We start from the raw sequence: 18,352 nt of genomic DNA, 5'->3' as shown, positions 1-18,352 counted from the left end.
ATTATCCTTCACTGAACAAGGGTGAGAACTGCCGTAATGCCTGCCGCACGCAGGCCACCACGGCGGCACGCTGGCTGGCAATGAAAAAGTGATCGCCAGGAAAACGATGCACAATACTTTCCGCGGAGGTGTATGCCGCCCAGGCCTCGGCCTGCGACAGAGGCAGTTCACCGTCGCCTTCGCCGCTCAGCACCACTATCGGGCAGGTAAGCAAACGCGCAGGCTGCGGGCGGTAACGCTCAATCAGCCGGTAATCATTGCGGATCGCCGGTAGCAGCAGCTCCGCCAGCTCTGGCTGTTCGCGCAGCGTCTGGTTATCGTCGCTGAGGCGCAGCAGTTCCTCGATAATTTGCCGATCGCTCCCCAGATGAATACCGCTATCCAGCGGATGAAAATCCGGCGGCTGGCGGCCTGAGACGATCAGCAGTTCCGGATGCCAGCCGTGGGCGGCCAGCGACTGCGCCAGCTCATGGGCGATGGCACCGCCCATGCTGTGTCCGAGCAGGGCAAAACGGCGTCCCGCCAGATGCGGCAACAGCTCCTCCTGCAAGGCGGTCAGCAGCTCGGGCATATTGTCGATGAAGGGCTCAGCGAAGCGGTCCTCGCGTCCCGGATACTGCACCACGGCCAGCTCCGCCTCAGACGCATCGAACAAGTAAGGCCACGGGCGAAACGTACTGGCCGCCCCGCCGGCATGGGGTAAGCAAACCAGCAACAGCGGCGCAGCGGGTGCGGGCTGGTAAAAGCGTAAAAAATGCTGACTCATCGCGGGGTCTCCTCAGTTAACCGATCAATAAGTGGCAGGATGGCCGGCGTGTCGGGATAAATCAGTTCTGGCGGCCCCAGCACCGATGACACCCGATGCCAGAATCCGGTCACGCCCAGCGCCCATTGCACCTGCTGCTGCGCCAGCGCAGGGGCGTCGATGGAGCGCTGAAAATCCGCCACAGCGCAGTCAATGGCCTGCGGCCACAGCCGTTCAAAAATCTCGCTGAAGCTGACGGCTTCGCTGCCGGGCAAAAGGGTGCTGCTGGCTGCCGATAAGCGTTCTGTCCCCTCGCCCTCCAGCACCAGGCGATGGGTTTCATCGCGATGGGTATGTAATCTGGGGCTCCAGATCGCCGGGCCGTGGGTATCCGCGAGTGCCAGTACGCCGCTTTCAGCGGTGATGGTCAGGCGGTGCAGCAACAGCGCGTGGTTGTCGGCGTCCGCCGGATGGATTTGGTTCTGCACGCGCAGCGTCAGCGGAACCCCGCCGATACTGCCGTGCAGGCAGGTGTAGGGCCCCACCTGGCGAGGCTCCATCAGCGCCAGCTGCGCCGGGCGCAGTTTTCCCAGCGCGCGCGCAATCACATCCAGCAGCGGGTAGAGAACCTGTGCGCCGCACACGCCTTCGATGTATTGCACCGGCTGGCGCTGACGCAGAATCTCGGCCGCCTCGAGAAAGCGGCGGATGGGGGCCACAAAGGGGTAGAAGGCATTGATGCCAAAGCGGACGCGATGCTGGTACGCCGTGCGCAGGCAATCGGCCAGCTCGTCAGGATGAAGCGGATGCTCCTGCAATACGTGAATGCCCCGCGATAACAGCTGACAGGCGATTTCCGCGCCCTTGCCGCCCGAGACCGCCGCCCTCACCACCACGCAGGCAAGATCTATATCGGCCGGCAGGCTTGCTACCGAGGTGTAGTGCGCGATATTCAGCTCACGGGCGTAGCCCGCGGACGCGGCAGAGCCGCTGGAAAGGATCCCAACCAGTTCAATCGTCGGATTGTTGGCCAGCGCGCGCAGATAAAAGCGGCCAAAGCTGGTACCACAGACAATCGCGCGGCGGCGGGGTGTCGAAGCTGGAGTCATATCACCCCCTGCTCTGGCTGCCTGTCCGGCAGATACTGGCTGATGTGGGTGCCCGCATGCAGCCGCGTGATATCAGCCAGCACGGTCGCCGGGCTCAGGACGCGGTCGGCAAAATGCACGCCCGGCGCAATCTCGCCGCGCATCAGGCTCATAACGGTACTGACGGCGGTGGCAGCGGTGAGTGCCAGGCTGCTGTCCGTGCGCACCACGACGCGCCGACGCGGCTCTCCCTCCTGCTGCCAGTCAAACACCATCTGGTAATAAGGGGCGTAGCCCGCCAGATCGATTTCGCTGGCCTTCTCCACCGCTGCGCGGGCCAGCGCGAGACTCTGCGATGTGCCATCCACCTTGCCGCGCAGCCCGGTCAGGGTTTCCCGCAGGCATTGACCGCTGAAAACGTTGTACCAGCTCAGCGCGGAGAGATGATGGCGCAGCGCCAGCCGCTCGGCGTCGGCGCTCAGCCAGGGCAGTAACGTAACGTGACCGCTGAAATGCGCCAGCGTATCCGTCTGCTGCGTCGACAGAACGTGGCGTGCGCGACGGCCGAGCCGCCAGCCGGCACCGGCTTCTCCGTACCAGTAATCGCTGCCCTGCAACGCATTGCATTGTTCATTTAGCGACAGCACCAGATCGGCAGCCGCCGCGCCGCTCACCCGCTCAATGCCGCCGCTGTAAACCGTCAGATCGCCGCCGGCACGCTGGCTCATCCAGCCCGGCACCAGATTTGCCAGCCCGGGCAGCATCCCGGCGGAGAGCACCGCAGTCCAGTGCTTATCGCCGGCAGGTTGCCCCTGCAACAGATGCCATGCCGGGCCATCGCCTGAGACATCCACATAATGCGCATGCGCCGAGGCAGCAGCACGCGCCACCCGATCGAGCACCTGATAGGAGGGACCGGCGCAGTTCACCACCGCGACGCAGCCTCGGCAAAACTCGCGCAGCGCCTCCTCCTGCCATAGATCCACCGGCCGAGCCTCCGCATCCAGCCGCGTTGCCAGCTGCCGTAAGGGATCGCCACGGCGACCGCCGAGCCGCAATGCAAATCCTGCCTCAGCCAGCCAGCGGCTGACATAGCGCCCTGCGCCGCCGGTGGCGCCGAGTACCGCGATAATGCTGTCGTTCATCAGGCTTCTCCCGGCGCGGCGTGGCGCGCGATCAGCGCAGCCAGGGTCGGCGCATGCTGACGAGCCAGGCAGCTAAAATGGTCGCCGGGCGTGTCTTCAACAACGAGTTCCCCCAGGCACAGCCGGCGCCAGTAGTCGTGAACGTCGCCGGGCGTACCGGGCAAGAGAGGATCGCTTTCGCTGTTACGCAGCAGAATGGTTTTACCAAACCAGGGATCGGGGCGATATTGCCCCACTGACGCCATGCTGTGTCCGAACAGGGCGTAACGACTCGCAAACAACGCGCTGGCTTCATCCTCCTGATGGTAGGCTCCCTGGGCCATGCCGGCCGTCTGCAGCGCCTGCAGGCGAACGGCCTGCGGCTGCCGGAACCAGCGCGTCAGCGCCTGCGCGACCTGCGGATGGCCGTCGAGGCAATCAAATGCGTCTTCGGCGATACGCTGCGGGGTCCGCTGCAGGATAGCGCTCACGGCGGCGGCCAGCGCCGGCTCCTGCGGCAGACCCAGCTTCTCGAGGTCAGCTCCGATCGCGCGGGCAAACACGTAATCCACCAGCCGCGCGTCATCCACCTGCGGCGGCTGATACGCGCTGATGACCACCAGCTCGCGCACGTTTTTGCCGCGCTCGCTGAGCTGACGGGCGATTTCCGCCGCCAGCAAGCCACCGAGGCAATACCCCAGCAAAGTGAAGCTTTCCCCCTGCGCTGACAACGCATCGGCATAGTGACCGGCCAGCGTCACCAGCGCCTCATGCGGCGCCAGCGCCATAAACGCCTGCTGGCTGGGCAGTTCGAGACCAACACCGCGGGCAAATAGCGACTTGTCCAGGCTCGCCAGCAGATGCTGATACGGCTGGAGATTGCCGGTACCGGCGTGAAGCAGCACGCAGCAGTGGCGGTGATAATCCTGCTGGCCCCACAGTGGAACCAGCACGGCGCGAGCCTGCTGTTGCTGCTCACCCTGCGCCGCGCTGCTGCGTAGCAAACCCGCCAGCGCCATCACCGTGGACTCCCGCAACAGATGGCGCAGCAGGGTTTCCCATTCGAAATGGGCCGCCGCCGCGACCCGGGCGCGCAGACGTCCGATCATGCGAGATAACAGCAGGGAGTCGCCGCCCAGCGCATAGAAGTCAGCATCGCGCTGCACGTCCGCCAGCCCCAACACTTCTGCCCAGACGGCGGCAATCTGCTGTTCCAGCGCGTCGCGCGGGGCGTTACCGCCGCCTGCCTGCTCCGCCTTGCTCAGCTGCTGCGGCGCGGCGCTCAGCAGCCGCTGACGATCGGTTTTACCGTTAGCCGTGCGCGGCAGACGATCCAGCAGATGCAGATGCGCAGGCACCATATAGCCCGGCAGCCGATCGCGCAGAAAATCCCGCAGCTCATCGCTGTGGAGGCTGGCGCGGTCCGTGTTGAACTGGGCGGTAAATACCCCTTGCCCGGAGCTGGACAGCGCGCTTTCCGCCGGCGGGGCGCAATCGGATATCGTCGCCCCCGCCTGCGCCAGCAGATCAAGCCACTGCTCGCGGGTAAAGAACGTTTGATCGGTGGTGGCGCGCAGATCGGTAAAGCCCGTCAGCTCCGGGAAGAACTCCATCGAAACCAGCAGCGGATAGTTATGACGACGGAAAGGTTCGATAAACACCAGCGTACCGCCGGGCGCCAGCAAGGAGGAGAATTGCGCCAGCACGTCACCCGCGTTGCGGGCGTTATGCAGCACGTTGGCGCACAGGATCACATCGAAGCTATTCGCCGCCATCCCCTGCCGCCCGGCATCTTCGTTCATGTCAAAAATGCCGTAGTGCATCCACGGATAAGGGGCGAAGAGCTTACGCGCTTCAACGAGGAAGAACTCTGACAGATCGGTAAACCAGTATTCTGGCTGCCAGGGCGCCAGAGCAGGCACCAAATCGCTGGCGGTCCCCGCCACGCCGGCCCCCACTTCCAGCACCCGTAACGGGCGGGCGCTGGAAGCCGCCAGCGCCGAGATCGCCGCAATCACGATCGCGTTCATGCTCTGACTGACCAGGTTATCCCGGTAGGCCGCGTGGGCGGTCGACAGCTCGCCTTCCGGGAACAGAATACCGCGGACATCGGTTTCGCCACGCAGCAGCCCGCTCAGGCAATCGCTGCAAACGCGGATATAGTGCAGCGTCTGGCTGCCATATCCGGCACGCTGCTCAAGCTGTTCCACCTCGTGCCAGCCCTGCTGCAAGGTGGCCGCATCGCAGGGGATCAGCTCTGCGTAGCGTCCCTGCGCGTCCTGGGTGAGCGCACCGGCGCTGACCAATCCGGCCAGCCAGCGGCGCAACAGTCGCTGATGCACCTCCGCCACCCCGGTCGCCTGATAGATCTCCTCCAGCGCGTGACGGGAGTCGGTCGCGGCGAACAGGCCATCCTGGCGCAGGCGATCGGACATCGCGAGAATCGCCACGCGATCCGCTCCCGCCATTAACGCCTCGAAAGCTGCACCATCAATCTGCTGTTCAATATGCCGCGCACGCTGCCGGGCGCTTTCCATCGCCGGCCGACTGCTGGGCTGCTCGCCCGCCGCCAGTTCCGCAAATCCCAGCAGGTTGCTGGCGGTGCCATGACCTTCCGTCAGGCATACGGCCGCATCGGCGACCGCCGGGTGTTGGCGCATCGCCGCGGCGATTTCACCCAGCTCAACGCGGTGTCCGCGGATTTTGACCTGGCTATCGACCCGCCCCAGAAACTCGATGTTGCCATCCGGCCAGTACCGCCCCCGATCTCCGGTCAGGTACAGGCGCCGCCCGTCATCGCGGGTCACAAAACGCGCGGCGGTCTTCTCTCTATCCATCCAGTAACAGTCCGCCAGCCCGTCACCGCTGATGGCGATCTCGCCGCTGACCCAGTTGGGGCGATCGTGCAGGCGCTCATCAACAATATGCAGTTGCTGATTGGCCAGCGGCTTACCATACGGAATGCTCTGCCAGGACGGCGCGACGTGCGTGACCGGATGGAATACCGACCAGATTGCCGCTTCAGTCGCACCGCCCAGCGCTATCAGTTGACCATCGGCTGAGATGGCCTGCAGTTGTTCCAGCAGATTGAGCGGAACCCAGTCTCCCGATACCAGCGCCAGGCGTAGCGTCGGCAGGGGCTGTTGCGTATCGGCCAGCATCTGCAGCTGGGCCGGCACGCTGTTCCATAGGGTGACGCCATATTGAGCGATGCATTCAGCCCAGTGTGAAGGGTCCGCCTTTCTCGCTTCCTGCGGGTAGACCAGAGCACCTCCCGCCGCCAGCACGCCAAACAGATCGTACACTGACAGATCGAAACTCAGGTTAGCCACCGCCAGGACCCGATCACGGGCGCCCGCCGCAAAGCGGCGGTTGATATCGGCAATCGTATTCCAGGCGGCATGATGGTTAATGACCACGCCCTTCGGTTCACCGGTGGACCCGGAGGTATAGATAATATAGGCGGGCTGATGGAGACCGATTCTTACTGGCTGGAAATCACCCGCCGACGTCTCCGTCCGCCAGGCGATCGGTTCTACGTCCTCAGGCAGTTGTTCAGGATCGTCACAGATTGCCCGGCGCACCCCGGCGTTACGCAAGATCGCCTCCCGGCGGCGGGCAGGCTGTTGCACATCAACCGGCACATAGCACCCGCCGTTGAGCAGGACGGCAAGAGGGGCGAGCGCATGGGCGCGCCCTTTCCCGCACATCACCGCGACGGCTTCGCCTGGACAGTGCCCCGCCCGCTGCAAATCCGCCGCCAGTCCGTAAGCCCGGGCGGCCAGCTCGCCGTAAGTCATGCTCCCTTCATCGTCCCACAGCGCAATGGCATCCGGCTGCCGTTCCGCCTTATCCAGGAATCCCTGCTGTAGCAGCCGGGCGAAATCTGGCTGGCTATCCGCGTTAGTCTGTTGGCGAACGGCGGCTTGTGCCGCAGGCAGCGTCAGCAGCTGACGCTGGTTAAGACAAGACTCACCCTCCTCCAGCAGCCGCTGGATTAAACCGCTGAAGGCATCAAACGCGTGCTCAATAAACCGCTCGGGGAATAGCCCCTCGCGCGAATCCCACGCCAGCATCATGCCATCGGGCTGGGCGGTGACCTGGCAGTCAATCAACACCTGCGGGGTTTGGGTTAACCCCTGCTCGATACGATAGCGCGCCGGGGCCGCCTGCCGCTCCCCCTGGCCGAGCGTGCTGGTAAACACCACCGGCATCAGCACCGCTTCACCATGATGGCGCGACAGTTCGCTCAACGCTTCAAGACCTGAGAACGCGCTATGGTCGAGATCGGCAAACAGGCGCTGATTGAGGGTCAGCAGCTGTTGAGCAAACGCCTCATCCCCACGCAGATCGACCTCCAGCAGCGTGACGGAGGTGAAATCCCCGACCACCCGTTCAAGGTCATGATGCTGCCCCTCGCGGCGGAAAATGGGCAGATTGAGCGTGAAGTGGCGGCTGTCGCTGTAGAACCCCATCACCTGCGAGAACGCCCCCAGCAGCAGCGCGTTCAGCGTCACCTGCGCCTTCGCGGCCAGCTGGTTCAGCCGCTGGCGCTGTTGATGGGACAAGCGCAGATGGCGACGGACAAAGGCGGCTTTCTCAGCGGCGGCGCTAGCGGGCAAGGCCGGAGCATTGGGAAGCTCGGGGATCCGCTCCCGCCAGTATTGCTGCGCCTTACGGTAGCGTACGCCCTGGCGCGCCGCGCGCCGGGCAATCACGTAGTCACGGAACCCCAGCGAGGGCGCGGGCAGCAGCGTCTCGGGGGCAAACAGCAGCTGATCCAGTTCATCCACCAGCAGATAAAGGCTGGCGGAATCCACCAGGATCAGCTCAATCGACAACAGCAGGCGGGTTTGTCCTGCCGCGAGGATAGTGGCCGCGGCAAAAAGCGGCCAGCGCTGGTAATCCGCCGGAGCAGCCAGCATCGCTTCGCGCAGCTCAGCGATACGCGCCCCGATCTCTGTGGTGGGCAGGTCTGGCCATTCGTGTTGCTGCGGCTGGAATAGCGGCACCTGCGGCAAAACGCGCTGGAATCCCTCTTCCTCAATCACCACCCGCAGCATGTCGTGGCGAGCAATCAGCTGATTAAGCGCCCGGCTGAGCTGCGCAGGCGTGACGGGCCGATCGAAACAGATCTCCAGATATCCCCGACAGGCGACACCGCCGAACGCGAACGCGCTATGGCGCCCGACAAAATAGGCCTGCTGCGCCTCCGTTAAGGGGAAAGGTGCAAAACGCGCATCGGGATCGGCCTGCAGCGCTGCCCCGCTCTCCCGCTGCCTGAGCCAGTCGAGGATGGCCGGTTTATGGTCGCGCAGTTCCTGCATAATGGCTTCGGTCATCACGCCCGCGGGGGCGCGAAAGCGCAGCTGGTTCTCTTCCTGCCATAGCTCAATGCCCTGGGTTTCCAGTCGTACGATAACGTCAGAAATTTTCACAATAAACCTTCTTCCATACTGTTTTTGTCAGCCAAATGCCTTTCGACGGATGCGCAAAGGCCCGAGAGGGTAGCGTCGGCAAAAAAGTCTCGTAGTGTTAGACGGATACCGAAGTGTTTGCAGATTTGCGCCACCAGGCGGGTGCCCAGTAGCGAATTACCGCCAGCGCTGAAGAAGCTTTCGCCGGCATGGCCCGGGTGTGCGCCCAGCACCTGCTGCCAGATGTCCGCCAGCGCCTGCTGGTGAGGGTCGTCCAGCGACAACGCGGTTTCCGCACTCTGAGCGCTGAGCTGCGCCAGCGCCTTGCGGTCGATTTTGCCGTTAGCGGTGAGTGGCCAGCGGCTGAGAGAAGCGATGGCCGCAGGGATCGCCCAGCCAGGCAACACGCTACGCAGCCCGCACTGCACCGCATCGATCGCTGCCTCGCCCTCATAGAAGGCGTGCAGGCTGGCGCTGGCGCCGCTCCCCTTGAGTAACACCACCGCGCGGCGTACCCCAGGACAACGCTGCAGCTGCTGCTCAATTTCGCCCAGCTCAATGCGGTGGCCGCGTAGCTTCACCTGACCATCGCGTCGCCCGAGGAATTCGAGGACGCCGTCGGGGCGGTAACGTCCCATATCGCCCGTGCGGTACCAGCGCTGCGGGTAGTCGCCGCTAAAACTGGCCTGGGTCAGATGCCGATCGCCACAGTACCCGCGCGCCACCCCCATCCCGCCAATCCACAGCTCCCCGGCCACCCAGTCCGGCAGATCGCAGCCCAGTTCATCCACCACCCTGAAGCGCTGATTGCGCAGCGGTAAACCGTAAGGGACCGATGTCCAGTCGCGCGGCGGCCGGGCCGGAACCGCCCAGGCGTTGGACCAGATGGCGGCTTCCGTCGCACCGCCCAGCGCAATGGTCCGGCACTGCGGCGCGATAGGTTCCAGCCTGGCGGCAATATCCGGGCTGACCCAATCGCCTGACAGCAATGCCAGACGCAGGTCCGGTAGTTCAGCCCCGCGCAGCTGCGCGATTTCGAGCGTCATCTCCATCAGCGTGGGGACGCTGTTCCAGACGCTGACCCGGTGCTGCTGCATTAGCGCCAGCCACCCCTCGGCATCGCGGTGCTCCTCTTCCGCGCTGAGCACCAGCTGTGCGCCCTGGCTCAAGGCGCCGAAGATATCGAAAACCGACAGGTCAAAATCGAGCGCGGCCACCCCCAAAAACACATCCTGGCTGCGGATGGCGTAGCGCTGGCAAATGTCGTCAACGGTGTTACTGGCGCTGCGGTGTTCAACTTCCACGCCTTTGGGTTCACCGGTCGATCCGGAGGTAAAGATGATGTAGGCCAGGCTGGCCGCATCGGGCAGCACCGGCTCAGGCAGCGGCGCGCAGTTGAGTAGCTGTTGCAGGGGAAGAGATATGGCGCCGTCCACGCAGCCAATCGCCCGCTTCGCCTGCGCTTTACGGCATAGCAGTGCCTGCCTGGCGGGCGGATGTTTGCTATTGACGGGCAGATAGGCGGCGCCCGCCGCCAGCACGCCCAGCACCGCCGCTATCTGTTCGCCGCCGCGCGGCAGACCTATCGCCACGCAGTCGCCTTCGTTAACCCCCTGCTGCTGAAGACCCGCCGCCACCGCAAGCGCGCTTTCCCGCAGCTCGCCGTAGCTGATGGCGCCGCTCTGCTCGTCCCACAGCGCTATCCGCTGCGGGTGACGACGCGCCTGCTCAAAGAAGCCCTGATGCAGCAGTACCGGGCCCTGCTGCGGTGCGTCGGTGGCATTGATCCGCTGGCGAACGCTCCGCTGAGCGAGCGGCAGCTGGCGCGGCGGCGGCAGCTGCCAGTCGTCGTCGGCCAGCCGCTGCAGGGCCGCACAATAGCCGGCAAACATCTGCTCCACCATCTGCGGCGGGAACAGGTCCTCCAGATAATCCCAGCTCAGCAGCAGGCCGTCTTCGAGGTCAATCACCTGATGGTCCAGCCACACCTGCGGCGTCTGAGACAGCGTGAAATCGGGCCAGGGAGCGGCTTTCGCCAGCGCATCGGCCACGCCGAGCATGCTGGTGAACACCACCGGCACCGCGCGCGTTTCCCCGCCATGATGCTGCGCCAGCTGCCGCATCACGCTGACAGCGGAGACCTCCTGATGATCCAAATCGCGCCAGATTTGCGCCTGCATCCGCTGGGCATGACTGAGCCAGCTCTCATCCGCCCGGGCGTGGTATTCCGCCAGTATCAGCGAGGTAAAGTCGCCGATGACCCGGTTGATGTCAGGATGGAGCGGCTTGCGGTCAAACAGCGTCATATTAACCACCAGCGAGCGCTGCCCGCTCCAGCGGCTCAGCACCTCGGAGAAGCAGGTCAACAGCAGCACCGAGGGGGTGATCTGCGCCTGGCGCGCCCGCTGCAGGATCTTTTGCCACTGCGGCGTTGCCAGCCTGGCCTGCAGCAGGTGGAATAGAGGCTGAGTCAGCGTCTCCGGTTCAACCTGCGTCGGTAATGCCGGCGCGGCAGGCAACGAAGCCAGCCGCTGCTGCCAGTATTGCCGGGATTCCGAGGCGGTCCCCTGCTGCTGGCGCAGGCACTGGTAATCGCGGAACCCTACGCCGAGCGGCGGCAAAGGCTGCTCAGGGTGCTGGTAGTAATGGAACAGTTCGGTGAACAGCGTCAGCATGCTGAGACCATCGACAATCAGGTTGTCGAGCAGCACGGCCAGCCGCAGCTGGCGATCGCCGTAATGGATGACCTGGACGTCGTAGAGACGCCCGCTGTCGGGGGCGAGTTTCTGTCGCGCCATCTGCTGACGCAGTTCATCCAAAGAAGCGGCGCCCGGGTGATGCTGGCGGAAGTGGTAGAAAGGCACCTCCTGCATAATCTGCTGCTGGCCGTCTGCGGTGATGCGACAACGCAGCATGTCATGACGCAGCACCAGCTGATGCCATGCCTGCTCCATGCGCGCGACGTCCATACCCGGCAGTTCATATTCGTTGTAGCACTGCGCCGCGATATCACCGAGCGTGAACGCCGCCTGGCGGCCCAGCCAGTACGCCTGCTGCACATCGGTCAGCGGGAAGGGCTGGTAGCGGCAGGTTGCATCATGCGTTAGCACCGGCTGCTGCGCCGTTGCTTCACGTTTCAGGCTGGCAGCAAACGGGCGTAGCTCAGGGGTGCTAAACAGGGATGAGAGCGCCCCACGGAAACCGGCCTGCTGTAGTCGGCTCATCAGGCGGGTTGCCACCAGGCTGTCGCCGCCAAGGCTGAAGAAGTTATCGCTCGCGGCAACCTGCGGCACCGCCAGCAGCTCACGCCACAGCTGCGCCAGCAGGGTCTCCGCCTCGCCGCTGATGGGCTGTTGCTCACCGGCATGCCCTGCCTGTTCCAGCCGCTCCGCAATCTGTCGCGTGATAGCTTCACGATCGACTTTGCCATTGGCGGTAAGCGGGATCTGGCTGATTTGGATCAGATGCTCAGGCACCTCATAATCCGGCAGGCTGGCCCGCGCGGCGTGTTTGACCGCGGCCAGGTCGATCGGCCGGGAGGCTACCAGCGCCGCCGCGAGCTGCCGCGTGGTGCCGGTTAACACCACCGCCACGGCGCTCTCCACCTGTGGCAGACGGCTGAGCGCGCCCTCCACCTCGCCCAATTCGATGCGGTGACCGCGGATCTTGACCTGATTATCGGCCCGGCCAAAGAACTCCAGCACGCCGTTGGGACGATAGCTGGCGACATCGCCGGTGCGATACCAGCGACGTTGCTGCCACGCGACGAACTTCTCTGCGCTGCGCGGTTCATCACCGTGGTAGCCCGTCGCCACGCCGGCCCCGCTGACCCACAGCTCACCCTTGACCCAGTCCGGGCAGTCACCTCCCTGCTGGTCCACCACCCGGCACTGCATATTCGCCAGCGGGACGCCGTACGGCGCCGATGCCCACCAGGGATCGTCAGGCTGGATCTCATAATACGTCGAGTGAATCGCCGCCTCGGTCATCCCACCGAGGGAGACGAAACGCGCCTGTGGCGACAGCTGCCATACATCCTGCGGCAGCTGGCGCACCACGCGATCGCCCCCGACCATCACCAGACGCAGCGCCTGAGTGAGTCCATGCGCCTGAGCCGCCACGGTAATCATCTCGATCAACGCGGGTACGGCGCTGATGACGCTGACCTGCCAACGGCTAATTAACCCCACCCAGGCGGCGGCATCACGGCGCTCAGCCTCATCCACCACCACCAGCGAGGCGCCGCGCCCGAGGAAGGTGAAAATGTCGTAGGCTGAGAGATCGAAATCGAGGGCCGACAGGGTGATGGAGCGATCGCTGTCGCTGATGCCGAACCGCGCCGCAACGGCATCAACGGTGTTCGCCACCGCACCATGACTCACCACCACGCCTTTGGGGGTACCGGTTGAACCGGAGGTAAAGATAATGTACTTCGCGGCCTCCGCGGGCTGCACACGGGGCGCGGCCAGGGGGGTCGCCCGCAATGCCTCACTCAGGCTGGTTACCGCTACGCCCTGCGGCCAGCTGAGCTGATGCAAGCTGTTTTCATCGCACAGCACCCGCTTTACCCCGGCATCGCGATAGACCACCGCGCGGCGCGCTTGCGGTAAACCGATGCCGGAGGGAACATAGCAGCCCCCCGCCGCTAGCACGCCCAGCAGCGCGACAATTTGCCGGGGGCCTTTGGCATGAGTGATGGCGACTCTGTCGCCGGGTTGTACCCCCTGTTGCTGCAGATAACCCGCAACCGCCAGCGCCTGCTGCGCCAGAGTGCCGTAATCCATCCGCCCTTCCTGGCCCCAGAGCAGCGCGGCGGCGTCCGGACGTTGACGGGCCTCGGCAAAGAAACGCAGGTACAGCGGTCGCGAATCCGGGAATGAGAACGCGGTCTGATTGATGAGCCGCCGCACCTGCTGCTGGCTCTCCGGTAAGGGTAGCGCCACCGGCTGGCGCCAGTCGGATTGGGTTAACTGCGCCACCAGTTGACAGTAGCCGCTGAACATCGCCTCGATCATGCCCGCCGGGAATAACGCCTCCAACGCATCCCACTCCAGCAGCAGACGCCCACGCGACTCGCTGATTTTTGCGTCCAGCCACACCTGCGGCGTTTGCGTGATGGCAAAGATTTGTTGGGGGAAGGCATCCGAAAGATCGAGCGACGCGTCTTTATCCAGCCCAATAACGCTGGTGAACACCACCGGCATTGAGGCCATAGTCTGACCTTTCTGGCGGGCCAGTTCGCGCAATACCCAGATCCCGGACACGCCGCGTTGCGCCAGGGCCGCCCCTTCCTGCTGCTGCAGGCGACGGGCCGCGGCGAGGAAATCGCCTCCGGCGCTGCTTTGATAGCCCAGCAGCAGAATGGAGGCAAAATCGCCGACCACATGGTTAATCTGCGGATGGCGCGGCTGACGATCGAACATCGTCAGGTTGATGGCCAGCGCAGACTGGTTGCTCCAGCGAGCCAGCACTTCGCCATAGGCGGCGGCCAGCACCACGCTCGGCGTAATGCCGTAACTTTTCGCCACCGCCTTTAACTGCTGCCAGCGGTCGGGAGATAGCTCGTGACTCCAGCGGCGAAAACGCGGCTGTTGCAGGGTTTCCGGCGCGACCGCCAGCGGCAGCGCGGGACGTTCCGGTAACGTTGAGAGATGCTGCTGCCACCACGCCTGCGCCTGCCGCTCGCGCTCCGCAGCGGGCTGATTTTGCACGACATAGTCGCGGTAGCGGATAGCCAGTTCCGGCAGGCTGGCGCGGGGTTCGCAATACAGCCGATCCCATTCAGTAAACAGCACCATGATGCTGCGGCCATCCAGCATCATACTGTCCAGGCTGACGAATAAACGCTGGCGCTGCGCATAATGGGCGACATGGATGGCGAACAACGGCCACTGACAGGGATCGTAAACCTGATGCGACAGCGTTTCGCGCAGGGTTGCCAGTTCAGCCTGCGCATCTTCATTCAACCAGTGCTGCTCAATTTCCCACACCGGAAGCTGCTCCGCGACCTGCTGCTGCCCCTCCTCCGTTACGCGAACGCGCAGCATGTCATGACGCATCATCAGTTGACGCCAGGCCTGTTCCAGCCGCACGACATCCAGGCCCTGGCCGTCGAATTCAATGTAGAAGTGCGACCCTACCGCCCCCAGCGTCATTTCCCCGGAGCGACCGATCCAGAAGGCGCGCTGGATATCGCTGAGCGGGAACGGTTGATAACGATTGGCTTCATCGGCGCTAAGCGGCTGGTCAGGCACCTGATGCTGGCGTCGGACATGGCCACAAAATGCCGCCAGCGTTGGCGTGGCGAAGAGTTCGGCCAGGGGGGCGGTAAGGCTTTGCTCGTGCATTCTGGCGATTAAGCGCGTGGCGATCAGGCTGTCGCCACCCAGCACGAAGAAATTGTCCTCGCGCCCCACCTGCGCGACCTGCAGCAGCTGCTGCCATAGGGCGGCGACCCGTTGCTCAATCTCCCCTTCGGGAGGCAGAAATTGTCGTTCAGCGCTCGCCAGCTGCCGCTCTGCCTGCTGCTGCAACGCGCGACGGTCCAGTTTACCGTTCGCCGTCAGCGGCATTTCTGTGAGGAACTGATAGTGTTCCGGCACGGCATAGGCCGGCAGCTGCGCCTGTAGCCAGCTGCGCAGCGTGGCATGGCTCAGGGGTTGCAACGTCACCAGGCTGGCGCACAGCTGTCTGGCCGCCGGCGATACGATGCCAACGCTTGCCTGAAGCACCTGAGGATGGCTGAGTAACGCGGTTTCAATCTCACCCAATTCAATACGGTGGCCGCGTATTTTAATTTGCTGATCGGTACGCCCAATGTACTCAATAATGCCTTCAGGCCAGTAGCGTACCCGGTCGCCGCTGCGATACCAGCGGCGGCCCGCATCCTCAACAAACTTTTCCGCGCTACGGACGGGATCTTTCAGATAACCCAGAGCCAGGCCGGGTCCGCTAACCCACAGCTCGCCGCCGACCCAGGCCGGGCAATCGCGACCGCGATCATCGACGATACGGCAATGCATATTTGCCAGCGGCTGCCCGAAAGGCACCGCTGACCATCGCGTATCATCGGGCTGCAGGACAAACACCGTTGAGTGGATAGCCGCTTCCGTCATCCCGCCCAGCCCGACAAATGCGGCCTGCCCGGTCAGCGACCACCAGCGCGAGGCCATCTCCGCCGGGATGCGATCGCCCCCCATCATCACCAGGCGCAGCGATGGTAGGGGGTTGTCGGCCGCGGCGGTGAGGATCATATCCAATAGCGCCGGAACGCAGCTGATGACCGTGACCTGCCAGCGCTGTAACAACGCCACCCACGCGTGGGCATCCCGGCGCTGGAATTCATCGACCACCACCAGACCAGCCCCACGGCTCAGGCTGGCGAAGATATCGTAAGCCGACAGGTCAAAATCCAGCTCAGAAAGCGAGATGGTGCGATCCGCTGGCGTGAACCGGAACAGACCGTCGACGGCATCAATGGTATTGGCCACCGCGCCATGTGAAACGGCCACGCCTTTTGGCGTCCCCGTCGATCCGGATGTGAAGATCGCGTAGATGGCCTGCTGAGGCGAAACCGGCAGGCAAGATGGCAATGGCGGGCTGGCGAGCGCCGCGCTGAGCGGCACCACGGCCACCCCTTCTGGCCATGACGGCCGGCAATCGGGCCGATCGTCGCTCAGGACCCAGCGCGCGTCAGCCGTCTGATATACCTGCCGGCGGCGTTGTAACGGTACATCTATCCCGCAGGGGACATAGGCTGCGCCGGCGGCCAAAATACCCAGCACGGCGATGACCTGGCCGATGCCCTTCCCCATGCTGACGGCAACGTAGTCTCCTGTCTTCACGCCCTGCTGCTGCAGATATCCGGCAACGCATAGCGCCTGATGCGCCAGCTCGCCATAGGTCAGCTGCTGCTTCTCCCCCCACATCAGCGCAATCACCTGTGGGCGCCGTTGAGCCTGGTGGAAAAAGCGCTGATGGAGCGGGATACCCGATGCGACAGGCGCTTCGGGCTGAGGGAATGAGACCAGCGGAACCGGCGTGGCAAGCGGTTTCCGCCAGCTGACGGGATCGTCCAGCAGCGCAAGCGTACGCTGACTGAACCAGTCAAACATCGCGTCAATAGCCTGGGGTAAGAACAGATCGGCGCGGAAATCCCAGTTCAGCAGAATACCTCCCTGGTACTCTGTGGCCTGGGCATCCAGCCACACCTGCGGCCCCTGCGAGATTGACCAAACCGGGTCGCCCAGCGTCTGCCTGACCTGGGGTTCATACAATTCACCCAGCGCCAGCGCGCTGGTGAAAACCACCGGAGCCAGTACCTGTTCGCCATTTTGCTGGCGGGCCAGATCGCGCAGCACCTCAACGCCGCCGTAGGTCGAATGCGCCATTGCCTGATGCAGCTTTTCCTGGAATCCTCGCGCCTGGGCAATAAAGTCAGGCTGACTGGCAGGTTCAATCGTCACCAGCACCGAGCTGGAAAAATCACCGACCAGCAGATCGACCTGAGGATGGTCGGAGTGGCGGGAAAATACGGGCAGGTTAAGCACGAAGGGGGCGGCTCCGCTCCATAAACCCACTGCCTCAGAAAACAACGTTGCCAACACGACCGGAACGGTTAGCCCGGCCTGTTGGCTCAGCTGTGACAGCGTCTGACTTTGAGCTTCACTAAGACAGAAGTGTTTGCGTTCAGTACGGGGAACAGCGCTGGTGGTACGCAGCGGTAAGGCCGGCGGACCGGCTAAATCGGCTAATTGCTGCTGCCACCAGCGGCGATCTTCCTGCCACTGCGACTGCTGGTTTTCACGCTTTTGCCGGAGATAGCTCTGGTAGCTGAAATTTAGCTCAGGAAGGGAAGCGTCGGGCCGGACATAGAGCAAGGCCAATTCGCGCAGCAGGATGCGCAGACTGGCGGCGTCACCCGCGATCATATCGAGATCCAGATGCAGCCGGCTGCGCCGTCCGGGCAGCCGCGTCAGCGCCAGCATCATCGTCTGGCCCTGTTCGATATCCAGCCGCTGATGGGTGTAGCGTTGACGATATTTTTCCAGCTGTAGCGTCACTTCCATTGCGCAGAGATCGGTTAAGTCATTCACCTGTAGCTGACAATCTGAAACCGCGACGGTGTGCTGTAACCCTTCGCTATTGATACGCATCCGTAGCATCGGATGGCGGGCGATAAGCTGCTTAAATGCCTGATTAAGACGCTCAGGTTCCAGCTCCGCCCCATCAAGCTCGGCATAAAAATGGGCGCAGACGCCGCCAAGTTGCTGTTGCTCCTGGCGACCGATCCAGAAGGCATGTTGCATCGCCGCCAGTTCAAAAGGGGCTTCGCCCGCGTTGACGTGCATGGCTGGGGGCTCGGTGATGCTATTGGCCACCCGCACAACGGCAATCCATTCCGCCAGCGTTCTTTTTCCAATCAGCTCGGTAAACCTGACGGAGATACCTGCGCGGCGCAGTTCACTGGCCGCACGCATGGTGCGCATCGAATCCAGGCCGTGGCAGATTAAGTCACTTTCGTCATGCAACTGCTCTGAGGGCACACCTAACAGCCGGGTTAACAGACTTTTTAACAGCGCTTCTGGCGAACTCATGGTGGTGATATCTCCTGTAAATAGCCGAAAACAGGTTTCGGCCATTTCCTTGCCGATGAGGAGATATGTTGGTTTTAATCACTGTCCGCCGTCATGCGTTATAAGTTATGCCTTAAGACATTTGAATATGCGAAGGGCCAAATAACATCACCGAATATGTGCTCTTCACTCAGAAAAATTGTGAAATTCAAAACCGTCCCGCTCAGCGCTGCAGGCAGATATCCATTTCAATGACGTGGATAAGTGTTCGTCGTATCCCCGACAAATGCCCTGCCTGGCAAACAGGCTGATTTTCCCCAGCCGACGCCTGATATCTAAAATCACAATAAAATTGCTAAAACACGCTGCTCCGTATAGCCTGAATAGAATATGTCCCCAGCTT

General features: G+C 63.2%; 5 protein-coding genes. All 5 read right to left on the bottom strand.

From position 1 onward, the window contains the following. Window position 1 precedes the first annotated feature (1 nt). From M2416_RS23125 to M2416_RS23105, 5 genes are read right to left on the bottom strand one after another with little or no spacing between them, the layout of a single operon-like run. Window positions 2-766, bottom strand: a complete 765-nt coding sequence (locus tag M2416_RS23125) for a thioesterase II family protein (protein WP_259227047.1) — start codon at window positions 764-766, stop codon at window positions 2-4. Then, complete coding sequence (locus M2416_RS23120) at window positions 763-1,854, bottom strand: Gfo/Idh/MocA family oxidoreductase (protein WP_259227046.1); 1,092 nt, start codon at window positions 1,852-1,854, stop codon at window positions 763-765. The genes M2416_RS23125 and M2416_RS23120 overlap by 4 nt, the downstream gene beginning before the upstream one ends. After that, window positions 1,851-2,978: a saccharopine dehydrogenase NADP-binding domain-containing protein gene (locus M2416_RS23115; RefSeq protein ID WP_259227044.1), complete on the bottom strand. Its 1,128-nt coding sequence runs from the start codon at window positions 2,976-2,978 to the stop codon at window positions 1,851-1,853. The genes M2416_RS23120 and M2416_RS23115 overlap by 4 nt, the downstream gene beginning before the upstream one ends. Continuing rightward, the gene (locus M2416_RS23110) at window positions 2,978-8,395 is read right to left on the bottom strand and encodes a non-ribosomal peptide synthetase (protein ID WP_259227042.1); all 5,418 of its coding nucleotides are present in this window, start codon (window positions 8,393-8,395) and stop codon (window positions 2,978-2,980) included. Before M2416_RS23110 ends, M2416_RS23115 begins: the two co-directional genes overlap by 1 nt. Continuing rightward, complete coding sequence (locus tag M2416_RS23105) at window positions 8,392-17,970, bottom strand: non-ribosomal peptide synthetase (RefSeq protein WP_259227041.1); 9,579 nt, start codon at window positions 17,968-17,970, stop codon at window positions 8,392-8,394. Before M2416_RS23105 ends, M2416_RS23110 begins: the two co-directional genes overlap by 4 nt. Between the last annotated feature and the right edge of the window lie 382 nt (window positions 17,971-18,352).

The organism is Klebsiella sp. BIGb0132, assembly GCF_024810075.1.
Lineage (GTDB): Bacteria > Pseudomonadota > Gammaproteobacteria > Enterobacterales > Enterobacteriaceae > Klebsiella > Klebsiella terrigena.
This window is presented reverse-complemented; position numbering and strand designations above follow the sequence as displayed.